This window comes from Streptomyces sp. NPDC014995, assembly GCF_043080745.1.
Classification (GTDB): Bacteria; Actinomycetota; Actinomycetes; order Streptomycetales; family Streptomycetaceae; genus Streptomyces.
In genome coordinates this window covers 24920-38464 of record NZ_JBIBVX010000022.1, presented here as the reverse complement: position 1 = coordinate 38464, position 13545 = coordinate 24920, and the positions used below count along the sequence as shown (strand labels likewise).

Here is a 13545-nt window from a genome sequence, read left to right as displayed (position 1 = left end):
CCGCCCACGCCCACCGGCACACGGACTCGCGCACCGGCACGGACCCGCGCACTGGCACGGACCCGCGCACTGGCACGGACTCGCGCACTGGCACGGACTCGCGCACTGGCACGGACCCGCGCACCGGCACGGACCCGCGCACCGGGAGAGCGCGTCACCGGCGGGAGCGCGGGCCCCGGGGCGGGAGCGCACCCCTCCAGCCCGTGGCCCGCGCCGCCGCCTGGGCCTCACCTCCCTCCCATGGGCCCCGACGGCGGGGCGCGGCGCGGACCACCGGGCGGAATCGGGCGCGCCACACCCATCCCTTATGTCGAATTTGTCTGATTAGCGCGTATCGTCGCCGCATGCCCACGCCATACGGATCCCGCGGCGGCATGGCGTTCGGTGCGGAGGAGCTGCGTGTGCTCCGCCGCGCTCTCGCCCTCGCCCTCCACCCCGGCCCCGCCTCGGCCGAGGACGTCCAGGACTGCCATCGCCTCGCCGAGTCCCTCGACGAGGCGATGCGCGAGGCGGCTCGGCTGCGGGCCTTCCTGGTGGCCGACCTCGCCCGGTACCGCGCCGCCCTCCCCGGCACCGCGGCCGGCTTCCTCGCGCTCCTGGAGGAGGTGCTGGCCACCGGCTACCGGCCCGAGCCCGACGACCTCGCCGCCCTGCGCGCCCTGCGCGGCAATCCGACGGCGGCCGCCCTCCTGGCCCGCTGCCAGGTCCTCGCCGAACAGGCCGTGCGCGCCCGTCTCGCGCGCTGTGCGGCCCCCCGGGCCACTCCCGAGGCACCTCTGATGCCGGCGTCCCGTACGCGCTTCCTGGCCCTGCCCGGGGGCCTCTCCGGCGCAGGGGAGGCGCAGGCGGACGGCCGCGCCGCCGTCGATGTCGCCGTGGCCGCCGACGGCCCGGAGGGAGAGCCGCAGAAGAAACCCGCCGAGAAGCCCGCCGCACCCCGCCCCGCTCCCGGGCCCGTCCCCGTGAAGCCCTCCGCTCCCGAGCCGACACGCCGGCCCATCCCCACGCCGGGCGAGGTCTTCCCGCGGCGTAAGCCGGCCCAGCCGCCCGCCGACCCCGGACAGCAGCGGCTCGCGGTCTGCTGAGAGGCGCCACCAGGGCAGCGTCACGGCACCGTCGGGCACCGTGGGGCCGCCGTCGGCAGGCCGACCCCGTCCCGATGCCCGCTTCCTCCCTGGCTACCCTGGATCCATGGACTATGTCTCCGCGCTCGTGCCCCCCGTCGTCATGGCCGTGTTCTTCATCGGTGTGATCAGGGTGATCGTGAAGACCCAGGGCGGGGCCAACAAGGCCAAGGAGGACGCCGCCGTCGACGCCGCCCTCGCGCGCGCGGACGGCGCCCGCCAGGGCTCCGCGAACACCGACGCCTGATCCCGGGCGCCCCTCCGGGCGTACGGCCCCCGCCGCAGGGAGTCGTACGCCCTTTTTGTTCGTGTTTGTCGATGAAAGTTCACGTCCGGCACGCCATGGGTGGGATCTGCCACTATTGTCTGAGGTGTGCCTCGCCCATTGGGAGAACTCGAAGACGCGGTCATGACGCGGGTGTGGAAGTGGAACCGCCCGGTGACCGTTCGGGAAGTCCTGGAAGACCTTCAGCGGGAACGGTCCATCGCGTACACCACGGTGATGACCGTTTTGGACAATCTCCATCAGAAGGGCTGGGTGCGCCGTGAGGCGGAAGGCCGGGCCTATCGATATGAGGCGGTCTCCACCCGCGCCGCCTACGCCGCAGCCCTGATGAACGACGCCTGGGCGCAGAGCGACAACCCCGCCGCCGCTCTCGTCGCCTTCTTCGGGATGATGAGCGACGAACAGCGAGGGGCCCTGCGGGACGCGGTACGCATCGTCCAGGGCCCGGAAACATCCGAACCAGCACAAGCGGGGAGTACCGGGGAGAACCCCGGCTCGGTGACGGAGACCGGCGGGCGATAGCGTCCGCACATGTCAGCAGAGAGTCCCGAAGTCAGCGCTAAAGCCATCACCGTCCGGCGGGCCCGGACCAGCGATGTCCCGGCGGTGCGCCGTCTCCTTGACGCCTACGTCCGCGAGGGCATCCTGCTCGACAAAGCGACGGTGACTCTTTACGAGGACATCCAGGAGTTCTGGGTCGCCGAACGCGACGACAACGCCGAGGTGGTCGGCTGCGGTGCCCTGCACGTCATGTGGGAAGACCTGGCGGAAGTCCGCACTCTCGCGGTGAAGCCCGGCCTGAAGGGCGCCGGCGTCGGTCACCAGTTGTTGGAGAAGTTGCTGCACACCGCGCGCTGGCTCGGCGTTCGCCGCGTTTTCTGCCTGACCTTCGAAGTGGACTTCTTCGGCAAGCACGGCTTCGTGGAGATCGGCGAGACGCCGGTTGACACCGATGTCTACGCGGAGCTCTTGCGTTCCTATGACGAGGGCGTCGCGGAGTTCCTCGGACTCGAACGAGTGAAACCGAACACCTTGGGCAACAGCCGGATGCTTCTGCATCTGTGATCGTCGAGTCCATTCCGGACCGACCTGGCTTGCCCGGTGCCTCTATGTCCGAAACGCGTACGTTTCCGGGTGGAGGGCGGACCGCAGGTCTCTCCCGGGGGTTTGTGTTTTTGCAGCAAAAGCGGTTTGCTTTCCGACGTACTGCAGTACTGCATATAACAGGGGGCGGCGAAACGGCGGACGCCGCGGACCCCGAGTCCTCACGTTATCGATGAAAGGAAATCCGGTGGCACAGAAGGTTCAGGTCCTTCTTGTCGACGACCTCGACGGCGGCGAGGCGGACGAGACCGTGACGTTCGCGTTGGACGGCAAGACCTACGAGATCGATCTGACGACGGCCAATGCGGACAAGCTGCGCGGCCTTCTCGACCCCTATGTGAAGGGCGGTCGTCGTACCGGAGGCCGTGCCGCGGGCGGACGTGGAAAGGCGCGCGCCGCTTCCGGCGGCAGCCAGGACACCGCGCAGATCCGCGCATGGGCGAAGGAGAACGGTTACGAGGTCAACGACCGTGGCCGCGTTCCCGCGTCCATTCGCGAGGCCTACGAGAAGGCCAACGCCTGAGGGCACGCGCGCCGCAGCCGGACACGGTGACAGTGCGTCGCCAGCGTGTCCACCAGGCGCACCAGATCGGGGGCGCCCCCACCGCCCCCCAAGGCCGACACCGTCGGCAGCGAGGCCTCGACCTCGCATCCGGCCTCGGGGGGCCGCACCCACACGGCGGCCCCCTGCACAGGCCAGGAGGACTCCAGGCCCGGGGGCAAGGGCGCCTCGACGACGCCACCCGCCCCGGTCGCCGACAGGTCCAGCGGCAGTGCGCCCCACTCCAGCCACCGCAGGATCCCCGGCAGCTCCTCCGCGCTCCCCGCGGCCACCAGCAGCCGCATCCGGTCACCCCGTACGGCCACCGGAGAGCCCGGCGCCAGGCGCCGCAGCGCCGCGCGACCCGCCTCGGCCGGCACGTCCAGGACGTCGAAGCGCAGCCCCACGGACAGCCCCACCGGCTCCCCGGGCACCGTCGCCCACCCCAGTTCGTTCTCGTACCAGCCGCGGATGCGGCCGGCCGGGTCGAAGGGACGGGCGCCGGCCGAATCGGCCGGGTCGAGCGGGCGGCGGGGGAGGGGAAGCGTGGATGTCCGGGAGGTGGCCGGGGGAGCGACCGGCGGGGCTGAGCCAACCATGCCAAGTGCAACCGTCCGGGAGCCCCCGGAGTTACGGTGGGTGTTCCGTCGAATGCGCAGCGTGCCGAAAAGGGAGGCGCGCGGGGGTGTCGGGAGGCGCAAGGTTGTTCGCCCATAGCGGAGGGAACCGGTGCGCGCGGCATGGAGTGTCAGTCCCAGCGGGTAAGACATCCCTAGTGGGAGGGGGCGACACGCAGGAAAGGCCGTCTCACGTTCGCCATCGGCGTACTGATGGTGGGGGTAACTGCCTGGCCTGCGGGAACATCGTCTCGCACCATCGGGTTGGAGCAGATGTCGGCGTTCGGGGTCAGGAGGCCATCGACGGTGTCGGCAGTTGGAATGAGCGGTCCCCGCTTGCGGGACTAAGCTGCGGAAGGACAGGGAGGGGAAGTTCCCCCCACTGCCTGACCGCTCTGAGGAGCGATTAACGATGTTCGAGAGGTTCACCGACCGCGCGCGGCGGGTTGTCGTCCTGGCTCAGGAAGAAGCCCGGATGCTCAACCACAACTACATCGGCACCGAGCACATCCTCCTGGGCCTGATCCACGAGGGTGAGGGTGTCGCCGCCAAGGCCCTTGAGAGCCTCGGGATTTCGCTCGAGGCGGTCCGCCAGCAGGTGGAGGAGATCATCGGCCAGGGCCAGCAGGCTCCGTCGGGCCACATTCCCTTCACCCCCCGTGCCAAGAAGGTCCTGGAGCTGTCGCTCCGCGAGGCCCTTCAGCTGGGCCACAACTACATCGGCACGGAGCACATCCTGCTCGGCCTGATCCGCGAGGGCGAGGGCGTCGCCGCCCAGGTCCTGGTCAAGCTGGGCGCAGATCTGAACCGCGTGCGGCAGCAGGTGATCCAGCTGCTCTCCGGTTACCAGGGCAAGGAGACCGCCACCGCCGGCGGGCCTGCCGAGGGCACCCCCTCGACGTCCCTGGTCCTCGACCAGTTCGGCCGGAACCTCACCCAGGCCGCTCGTGAGTCCAAGCTCGACCCGGTCATCGGGCGCGAGAAGGAGATCGAGCGGGTCATGCAGGTGCTGTCCCGCCGTACCAAGAACAACCCGGTCCTGATCGGTGAGCCCGGCGTCGGCAAGACCGCCGTCGTCGAGGGTCTCGCGCAGGCCATCGTCAAGGGCGAGGTGCCCGAGACCCTCAAGGACAAGCACCTCTACACCCTGGACCTCGGCGCGCTGGTCGCCGGCTCCCGCTACCGCGGTGACTTCGAGGAGCGCCTGAAGAAGGTGCTCAAGGAGATCCGCACCCGCGGCGACATCATCCTGTTCATCGACGAGCTGCACACGCTGGTCGGTGCGGGTGCCGCCGAGGGCGCCATCGACGCCGCTTCCATCCTGAAGCCGATGCTGGCCCGCGGTGAGCTGCAGACCATCGGTGCGACGACGCTGGACGAGTACCGCAAGCACCTGGAGAAGGACGCGGCCCTGGAGCGCCGCTTCCAGCCCATCCAGGTCGCGGAGCCGTCCCTGCCGCACACCATCGAGATCCTCAAGGGCCTGCGCGACCGGTACGAGGCGCACCACCGCGTCTCCATCACCGACGAGGCGCTGGTCCAGGCCGCCACCCTGGCCGACCGGTACATCTCGGACCGCTTCCTGCCGGACAAGGCGATCGACCTGATCGACGAGGCCGGTTCCCGGATGCGCATCCGCCGGATGACCGCTCCGCCGGACCTGCGCGAGTTCGACGAGAAGATCGCCGGCGTCCGCCGCGACAAGGAGTCCGCGATCGACTCGCAGGACTTCGAGAAGGCCGCCTCCCTCCGCGACAAGGAGAAGCAGCTCCTGGCCGCCAAGGCCAAGCGGGAGAAGGAGTGGAAGGCCGGCGACATGGACGTCGTCGCCGAGGTCGACGGAGAGCTGATCGCCGAGGTCCTCGCGACCGCCACCGGCATCCCGGTCTTCAAGCTGACCGAGGAGGAGTCCAGCCGCCTGCTCCGCATGGAGGACGAGCTCCACAAGCGGGTCATCGGCCAGAACGACGCCGTCAAGGCGCTGTCGAAGGCGATCCGCCGTACGCGCGCCGGTCTGAAGGACCCGAAGCGTCCGGGTGGTTCGTTCATCTTCGCCGGCCCGTCCGGTGTCGGTAAGACCGAGCTGTCCAAGGCGCTCGCCGAGTTCCTCTTCGGCGACGAGGACGCGCTGATCTCCCTCGACATGTCGGAGTTCAGCGAGAAGCACACGGTGTCGCGTCTCTTCGGTTCGCCCCCCGGATACGTGGGCTACGAAGAGGGCGGCCAGCTGACCGAGAAGGTCCGCCGCAAGCCGTTCTCCGTCGTCCTCTTCGACGAGGTCGAGAAGGCCCACCCGGACATCTTCAACTCGCTGTTGCAGATCCTGGAGGACGGTCGTCTGACCGACTCCCAGGGCCGGGTCGTGGACTTCAAGAACACGGTCATCATCATGACGACCAACCTCGGCACGCGGGACATCTCCAAGGGCTTCAACCTCGGCTTCGCGGCCGCGGGTGACACGAAGACCAACTACGAGCGCATGAAGAACAAGGTCTCGGACGAGCTCAAGCAGCACTTCCGGCCCGAGTTCCTCAACCGCGTCGACGACGTGGTCGTCTTCCCGCAGCTGACGCAGGCGGACATCCTGCGGATCGTCGACCTGATGATCAGCAAGGTGGACGAGCGCCTGAAGGACCGGGACATGGGCATCGAGCTCTCCCAGTCCTCCAAGGAGCTGCTGGCCCAGAAGGGTTACGACCCGGTGCTGGGTGCGCGTCCGCTGCGTCGCACCATCCAGCGCGAGATCGAGGACACGCTCTCGGAGAAGATCCTCTTCGGCGAGCTGCGCCCCGGTCACATCGTGGTCGTGGACACCGAGGGCGAGGGCGAAGCCAAGACCTTCACCTTCCGCGGCGAGGAGAAGTCGGCGCTGCCGGACGTCCCGCCGATCGAGCAGGCGGCCGGCGGTGCCGGGCCGAACCTGAGCAAGGACGTGTGATCCTCCGGGGGTTCGCCTGACGGACCCTCGGGACCCTTGAAGAAAGGGGCCGGTGCTTTCGAGCACCGGCCCCTTTCGTGTCACTGCCTACGTGTCACTGCCTACGACAACTGTCCGTCGTAGTCAGGCAGCTTGAAGGTCTTCTCGGCGTGGCCGCCGGACAGGTCGGTGGGGCTGTTGCCGATGTTCGCGATGATCGTGTAGCCCTTGTTCTCGATGTCGACGCGCTGGGCGGTCTTGTAGGCGGCGACGTCCTTGAAGAGGTCCAGGAAGCCGCGGACGTAGAGGCCCGAGACCTGGTAGCCGACGTACTTGAGGTTGTAGTCGGTGACCCCGCCGATGATGCCCGGGCGGGCGGTGACGAAGAACAGCGAGACACCGTGCTGCTGGGCGTACTCGGCGACGTCGAGGACCGGCTGGTTGGCCGGCTGCGGGTAGCTGAAGCCGAAGTCGGTCTCCAGCGTGGTGTTGTCGATGTCGAGGACGATGGCCTGCTTCTCGCCCGGCTTCGTGGCGGCAATGCGCTGCTTCAGGTACGGCAGGGCCTGGTCCATCACGGCCTGGCAGTCCGCCTGCCAGGTGTCGTAGTCGACGTCTTCGGCGGCGGTGGAGGCGGCTGTGGCGACGGCGGAGGTGCCGGTGGCCGTCGCGGCCTGGGCGCCGGCCGGGACGGCCATCGCGGTGACGGCGGCCGTGGCCACGGCGGTCATGGTGATGCGGCGCGTCCAGGTACCTCTGTTCATGTGTGGGGGTCCTCTCGCGTCCATGGCGCTGGGGGTGTCGTGGGCATGCTCATCGGTGGGGATGGCTTGAGGGGAACCAGCGGGTTACTGGACGGTAGCCGGGCATGAGAGGTCGGTCACACCCTCGTGCAGGCGAACGTGACGCGGGTCACAACTCGCAGAAGGCGTACGGGAGTAGCGCCCATCACATTCCGAAGTCCCTTGCGGCGGGCGACCGGTGACATGCCGCACAGGCGATTTGTCCGTTACTAGGGGGAATAGTGGAAATCGCGATTCGGACAAAAGGCGCTAAAGCCTTGGAACCTTGCGGGCCCTCCAGGCTTCCTGCGTGGATCGGCGCAGATTTGGGGCGAAAAGGCGAACTGTCAAGAAGTACGCATTTTTGACGGGAGATACTAGCTTCCGTCGTAGATCACACGTTTGGGGCTTTACGGACCTCGGGGTTACCAAGGGATGGCCCATCCGGCGGACGTCTGCACGTCGGGTGGTTTTCTCTGCCCCCGGCCCCCATGAGGTTTCGATGTTCCAGCGCGTCACGTCCCGTTCTTTCCGTACGTCCCAGCTCCGCACCCGCGTGGCCGTCGGGGCCGCCGCTCTCGGCGCCTCGGTCGTGCTGGGGAGCGGAGTGGCGTCGGCCGTCCAGCCCGCCGCTCAGCCCGTCGCCGCCAAGCCCGCCGCGAAGGCGGCCGCGGCCACCTCCTGGGTCAAGCCGGTCGCGCACTACACGAAGTCCGCCAGCTTCGCCCAGGCCGGCGGCATGTGGCAGTCCACCCACAGCGGCCAGGACTTCGCCGTGCCGAGCGGCACCAAGGTCGTCGCCGCCCACGGCGGCACCGTCGTCAAGGCCGGCGGCAACGGCGCCGGCGACGGCCCCGCCTACGGCAACGCCGTCGTCATCAGGCACGGCAACGGCACGTACTCCCAGTACGCCCACCTGTCGCAGATCGACGTGAGGGCCGGCCAGATCGTCAAGACCGGTCAGCGCATCGCCCTGTCCGGCAACACCGGCAACTCCAGCGGCCCGCACCTGCACTTCGAGATCCGTACGACCGCCAACTACGGCTCGGCCGTCGACCCGGTCAAGTTCCTGCGCGGCAAGGGCCTGTCCATCTGACAGGGCTCTGCTCCCGGGCCGATACGGCTCTGCGCTAGGGCCGTGTGCCCCGGTGGGCCTGGGTGATCAGATCGACGGCGACCTCGAGGACGGCTTCGCGCTTCTCCTCGGGGTCGCCGTCGAGGTCGTGCAGGAAGTGCATGCCGGCGTGCAGCGTGAAGATGGCGCTGATGCAACGGACCTGGTCCGTGAGGGGGGCGTCCGGGTCGATGACGATGTCGCGCAGGCCGCGCATGCGGTCCTTGAAGGAATCGCCGATCTGCAACTCCCGTACCGTCGCCTGGTTCTCCTGCATGAAGCGGAAGAGCGGGGCGGCCTCGCTGAGTGCCTGGCTGTAGCGGCGTACGAGTTCCTGCTTGGTCTCCAGGGTGTGCGGCTGGTTCCTGCCCCACTCGATCAGGTCTTCGATCGGCTTCGTCAGATCCGCGAAGATGCTGACGATGATCTCTTCCTTGGTCTTGAAGTGGTAGTAGAGGGCCGCCTTCGTGACCTCCAGCCGCTCCGCGATCTCGCGCAGTGAGGTCTTCTCGTAGCCCTGCTCGGCGAAGAGTTCGAGCGCCACGTCCTGGATGCGCTGGCGGGTGTTCCCGCGGCGCTGCTGCTTGGTGCCGTCCATGGTGACGTCCATCCTCGTCCTCCGCGGGCTCCCGCGGAAACCCCCCGCCGTTCGGGGAGCAAACTTACCTGCCGCCCGGCTGGAACTTACTTGACGACCGGCTAGTTACCGGTCTACTTTCCCGAGTGTACTGAACTAGCCGGGCGGCAAGTAAGTAGTGGCCTGGGGGAGTGGGAACGATGGCGGACACACGCACCGTTGAGACGGACACCGGAACACCGGACACAGACCAGAAGAGCGTGCGGGTCGTGATGCTCGCGCTGATGGTCACGATGATGCTCGCGATGCTCGACAACATGATCGTGGGCACGGCGATGCCGACGATCGTGGGCGAGCTCGGCGGCCTGGAGCACCTGTCGTGGGTGGTGACGGCGTACACCCTCGCGACCGCCGCCTCCACCCCGATCTGGGGCAAGCTCGGCGACATGTACGGGCGCAAGGGCGTCTTCCTCGGCTCGATCGTGATCTTCCTGCTCGGGTCGGCGGCGAGCGGTATGGCCCAGGACATGGGCCAGCTGATCGCCTTCCGCGCGGTCCAGGGCCTGGGCGCCGGCGGGCTCATGGTCGGCGTCATGGCGATCATCGGCGACCTGGTTCCCCCGCGGGAGCGCGGCAGGTACCAGGGCATGATGGCCGGCGTGATGGCCATCGCGATGATCGGCGGACCGCTGGTCGGCGGCACCATCACCGACCACTGGGGCTGGCGCTGGGCCTTCTACATCAACCTGCCGCTCGGCGTGGTGGCCCTCGGCCTCATCACCGTCGTCCTGCACCTGCCGAAGAAGCGGTCCCAGGCACGCATCGACTACCTCGGCGCCGCGCTGCTGACCGTCGGCATCACCGCCATCGTGCTGGTCACCACCTGGGGCGGCACGGAGTACGCCTGGAGTTCCGCGCGGATCATGGAGCTGGCCGGAATCGGTGTCGCCGCGCTGGTCGGGTTCGTGTTCTGGCAGACCAGGGCCGCCGAGCCGATCGTGCCGCTGCACATCTTCCGCAGCCGCAACTTCACTCTGATGTCCCTGATCGGCTTCATCGCCGGCTTCGTGATGTTCGGCGCGACCCTCTTCCTGCCGCTGTACCAGCAGTCCGTGCAGGGTGCGTCCGCGACCAACTCCGGGCTGCTGCTCCTGCCGATGCTCGGGGCGATGCTCGTGACCTCGATGGTCGCGGGCCGGATCACCACCAGCAGCGGCCGCTACAAGGTCTTCCCGATCGTCGGCGGCGTCCTGATGACCGTCGGGCTGTACCTGCTGTCCACGATGGGCACCGGGACCTCCCGGTTCACCTCCGGCATCTTCATGGCCGTCCTGGGCCTCGGTATGGGCTGCCTGATGCAGATCACCATGCTGGTCGCGCAGAACAGCGTGGAGATGAAGGACATGGGCGTCGCCTCCTCGTCGACCACCCTCTTCCGCACGCTCGGCTCCTCCTTCGGCGTCGCGATCATGGGCGCGCTGTTCAACAGCCGGGTCGAGGACGTCATGGCCGAGCGGGCCGGCGCACTGGGCTCGAAGGTCACCGAGCAGTCCGCGCAAGTGGACGCGGCCGGCCTCGCCAGGCTTCCGGCGGCTGCGCGGGAGGCATACCAGTACGCGGTGTCCGACGGCACGCACGCGGCGTTCGTCCTCGGGGCCGCGGTGTCCGTGATCGCGCTGGTGGCGGCCGTCTTCGTCAAGGAGGTCCCGCTGCGGGGAGCGGGCCCGAAGGAGGACGGGACGACGGGTGGGGCGACCACGCCGAAGGTGCCTACGGTGGAGGCCGTCTGACCCGGCGGGGAGCGGGCCGCCGCCGCTGGTGAGGGCGGTGGCCGCTCTGCTGGTGAGGGCGGTGGACGCTCCGGTGGTGCAAGCCGGTGGCCGCTCGGGTGGTGCAGGGCGGTGGCCCCCGATGTCGCTCGACGTTCGCAATGCCGCACAACGTCGCGATGTCCGTACACCGAGGCCCCCGGCGGGTGTCCGCCCCGGGGGCCTCTTCTCTGAACGGGCCTTCGGGGAGGGGCGGCAGGACAAGGCCCGGGGGCGGGGCGGCCGGACAGGTCTGCCTGCCGGGAAGGTTCTCCCGCTGGACGGGGCCCGCCGGGGCCGGGAGCGGTTGGACGGGGCCCGCCGGGACGGGACGGCGGCTGGCTCTGCCCGGTCGGTGGCACGGGCTTTGCGGGGCGCGTGCCACATCGGCCTTTAGGCAAGACGTGGCTACCCGTCCGAGTGGCACAGGCCCGGCATCGGCGCCCCGGCCCGTCCGAGTGGCACAGGCCCGGCATCGGCGCCCCGGCCCGTCCGAGTCGCACAGGCCCGTCATCTGAGCCCCTACCCGTCCGAGTGGCACCGGCCCGTCATCGGATGCTCCGGCCCGTCCGAGTGGCACCGGCCCGTCAAGGCAGCATCGGATAGCTTCCCGTGTTCGTCGGTGCGTGTTCCGGGAGCCACAGGACGGCGACGGCTCCCTCGGCGGGTATGTGCTCCGGTGCCCCGGCCGGGCGTACGTTGCGGAAGGTCAGGCGGGCGCCCAGGACGCGGGCCTGTCCGGCCGCGATGGTCAGGCCGAGTCCGTGGCCGTGGCCGGCGCGGTCGCGGCTGCCGGTGCGGAAGCGGCTCGGGCCCTCGGCGAGCAGGTCCTCGGGGAAGCCGGAGCCGTGGTCACGGACGCGGATGACCCGGCCCTCGACGGTGACCTGGATCGGCGGTTTGCCGTGCCGGGCGGCGTTGGCGAGCAGGTTGAACAGCACGCGCTCCAGGCGCCGGGGGTCGGTGGTGACCATCGACTCGTGCACCACGCGGACCTCGACGTCCGGGTCCTTGGCGGCGACGCGCCGGGTGACGAACTCACCCAGCAGGATGTCCTGCAACTCGGCGCGCTCCGAAGCACCGTCGAGGCGGGCCACCTCCAGGACGTCCTCCACGAGGGTGCGCATGGCCTTCGCCCGGTCCAGGACCAGCTCCGTGGGCCGGCCGGGCGGCAGCAGCTCGGCGGCCGTGAGCAGGCCCGTCACGGGCGTGCGCAGCTCGTGTGCGATGTCGGCCGTGACCCTGCGCTCGGCCTCCAGCCGCTGCCGCAGCGCGTCCGCCATGGCGTCCACCGCGCTCGCCAGGTCGTCGGTCTCGTCCCGGACGACCCCGCCGATGGCGTCCCGTACGCGGACGTCCGTCTCCCCCTTGGCGACCTGGTGCGCGGCGGCCGCCGCCTTGCGCAGCCGGCGGGACAGCTGCCCGCCGATGAGCACGCCCAGCGCGCTGCCGCCGAGGACGACCGCGATGGAGCCGATCAGCAGGGCCTGGTCGAGGTCGTAGAGGATGTCGGTGCTGCGGTCGGTGAAGCCGGTGTGCAGGGAGAGCACATGGCCGTCCTTGACCGGTACGGCCGCCCAGATGTCGGGTACGCCGCCCGGACGGTCGGAGACGAAGGTCGCCCGGCGGCCCTCCTGGACCTTCTGCCGCAGCTCCGGTGGCAGATTCGGGTCGTCGATCTTGATGCTGGGGAAGTTGGAGCGCCCGGACTGCTCGTAGTTGCGCTGGGCGATCTGGACGCGCTCGTCCGCGAGGTCGCGCGCGTTGTCCAGCATGGACACCCGGGCGGCGTTGTGCACGACCAGGCTGAGCGCGATCGCCACCAGCGCGCCGACCAGTGCGATGGCCGCGCTCAGCTTCCACCGCAGGCCGGTGCGGATGTCCGCGCGCTCCACGCGGGCCGGAACCAGGTGCCGCAACATCCCCCGCATACCCCTGCCTCGCTCAGGCCTTCAGCTTGTAGCCGAAGCCACGGACGGTCTCGATGCGGTCCTGGCCGATCTTGGTCCGCAGCCGCTGCACATGGACGTCGACGACGCGGGTGTCTCCGCCCCAGCCGTAGTCCCACACGCGCTCCAGCAGCTTGTCCCGCGACAGAACCGTGCCCGGAGCCGAGGAGAACTCCAGCAGCAGGCGCATCTCGGTCGGAGTGAGGGCCACGGGCTGTCCGGCCCGGCGCACCTCCATGCCCTCGGTGTCGATCTCCAGATCGCCGAAGGTCAGCACACCGCCCGCCGGTGAGGAACCCGCCTCGGTCCGGTCGCCGCCGCCGGCGTGGCCGAAGCGGCGCAGGACGGCGCGGATGCGGGCGACCAGGACGGCGCCGTCGAACGGCTTGGTCACGTAGTCGTCGGCGCCGGCCTCCAGGCCGAGGACGACATCGATGGAGTCGGCGCGCGCGGAGAGCATGATCACCGGCACGGTGGACTCGTCACGGATGCGCCGGCACAGGCTCACGCCGTCCAGGCCGGGCACCATGACGTCCAGCAGCGCGATGTCGGGGCGGTCGGCCCGGAACGCCTCCAGGCCGGACAGGCCGTCGGGCATCGCGGTGACCACGAAGCCGTCCCGCTCCAGGGCGAGCTGGGTGGCCTCGCGGATGACATCGTCGTCCTCGACGAACAGGACGTGGGTCTGATCTGCCATCCCGGTGCTCTCAGTCCTCGTGGGTGTCG

Annotated in this window: 13 protein-coding genes; 8 read left to right on the top strand and 5 right to left on the bottom strand. The window is 69.6% G+C overall.

Annotated elements, in window-relative coordinates; all coding sequences use genetic code 11:
* Positions 1 to 344: 344 nt before the first annotated feature.
* The 5 genes from ACF1A1_RS34580 (at position 345) to ACF1A1_RS34560 (ending at position 3037) form a co-directional block, all read left to right on the top strand.
* Entirely contained in the window at positions 345 to 1085 is a 741-nt protein-coding gene (locus ACF1A1_RS34580; protein WP_392005383.1) for a hypothetical protein, read from the top strand.
* 106 nt (positions 1086 to 1191) lie between these two features.
* Positions 1192 to 1371: a hypothetical protein gene (locus ACF1A1_RS34575; protein WP_392005381.1), complete on the top strand. Its 180-nt coding sequence runs from the start codon at positions 1192 to 1194 to the stop codon at positions 1369 to 1371.
* A gap of 138 nt (positions 1372 to 1509) precedes the next feature.
* Positions 1510 to 1932 carry a BlaI/MecI/CopY family transcriptional regulator gene (locus tag ACF1A1_RS34570; protein ID WP_392005380.1) on the top strand — a complete coding sequence of 141 codons (423 nt, stop codon included), beginning with the start codon at positions 1510 to 1512 and terminating at the stop codon, positions 1930 to 1932.
* Between the two features lie 9 nt (positions 1933 to 1941).
* A complete protein-coding gene (locus tag ACF1A1_RS34565; RefSeq protein ID WP_392005378.1) occupies positions 1942 to 2475 on the top strand; it encodes an amino-acid N-acetyltransferase in 534 nt (177 codons plus the stop codon).
* A 226-nt stretch (positions 2476 to 2701) separates the two neighbouring features.
* Positions 2702 to 3037: an Lsr2 family protein gene (locus ACF1A1_RS34560; protein ID WP_344387920.1), complete on the top strand. Its 336-nt coding sequence runs from the start codon at positions 2702 to 2704 to the stop codon at positions 3035 to 3037.
* Here ACF1A1_RS34560 and ACF1A1_RS34555 read toward each other — a convergent pair.
* Complete coding sequence (locus ACF1A1_RS34555) at positions 3016 to 3654, bottom strand: SCO3374 family protein (protein WP_392005376.1); 639 nt, start codon at positions 3652 to 3654, stop codon at positions 3016 to 3018. The genes ACF1A1_RS34560 and ACF1A1_RS34555 overlap by 22 nt on opposite strands.
* Before the next feature lie 430 nt (positions 3655 to 4084).
* Here ACF1A1_RS34555 and ACF1A1_RS34550 point away from each other — a divergent pair, with 430 nt between their 5' ends.
* On the top strand, positions 4085 to 6610 hold the full coding sequence (locus ACF1A1_RS34550; RefSeq protein WP_392005374.1) for an ATP-dependent Clp protease ATP-binding subunit: 2526 nt from the start codon (positions 4085 to 4087) through the stop codon (positions 6608 to 6610).
* Between the two features lie 101 nt (positions 6611 to 6711).
* Here the strand turns inward: ACF1A1_RS34550 and ACF1A1_RS34545 are convergent, their stop codons facing one another.
* On the bottom strand, positions 6712 to 7353 hold the full coding sequence (locus ACF1A1_RS34545; RefSeq protein WP_392005372.1) for an HAD family acid phosphatase: 642 nt from the start codon (positions 7351 to 7353) through the stop codon (positions 6712 to 6714).
* 520 nt (positions 7354 to 7873) lie between these two features.
* Here ACF1A1_RS34545 and ACF1A1_RS34540 point away from each other — a divergent pair.
* The gene (locus ACF1A1_RS34540) at positions 7874 to 8467 is read left to right on the top strand and encodes a M23 family metallopeptidase (protein ID WP_392005370.1); all 594 of its coding nucleotides are present in this window, start codon (positions 7874 to 7876) and stop codon (positions 8465 to 8467) included.
* Positions 8468 to 8501: 34 nt separating this feature from the next.
* Here ACF1A1_RS34540 and ACF1A1_RS34535 read toward each other — a convergent pair whose 3' ends face one another.
* On the bottom strand, positions 8502 to 9095 hold the full coding sequence (locus ACF1A1_RS34535) for a TetR/AcrR family transcriptional regulator (protein ID WP_392005368.1): 594 nt from the start codon (positions 9093 to 9095) through the stop codon (positions 8502 to 8504).
* Positions 9096 to 9262: 167 nt separating this feature from the next.
* Here ACF1A1_RS34535 and ACF1A1_RS34530 point away from each other — a divergent pair, with 167 nt between their 5' ends.
* The gene (locus ACF1A1_RS34530; RefSeq protein ID WP_392005366.1) at positions 9263 to 10852 is read left to right on the top strand and encodes an MDR family MFS transporter; all 1590 of its coding nucleotides are present in this window, start codon (positions 9263 to 9265) and stop codon (positions 10850 to 10852) included.
* Between the two features lie 605 nt (positions 10853 to 11457).
* On the opposite strand, the gene cseC is transcribed toward ACF1A1_RS34530, so the two are convergent.
* Entirely contained in the window at positions 11458 to 12801 is a 1344-nt protein-coding gene (gene cseC, locus ACF1A1_RS34525; protein WP_392005364.1) for a two-component system sensor histidine kinase CseC, read from the bottom strand.
* A 13-nt stretch (positions 12802 to 12814) separates the two neighbouring features.
* Entirely contained in the window at positions 12815 to 13516 is a 702-nt protein-coding gene (gene cseB, locus ACF1A1_RS34520) for a two-component system response regulator CseB (protein ID WP_392005362.1), read from the bottom strand.
* Positions 13517 to 13545 lie beyond the last annotated feature (29 nt).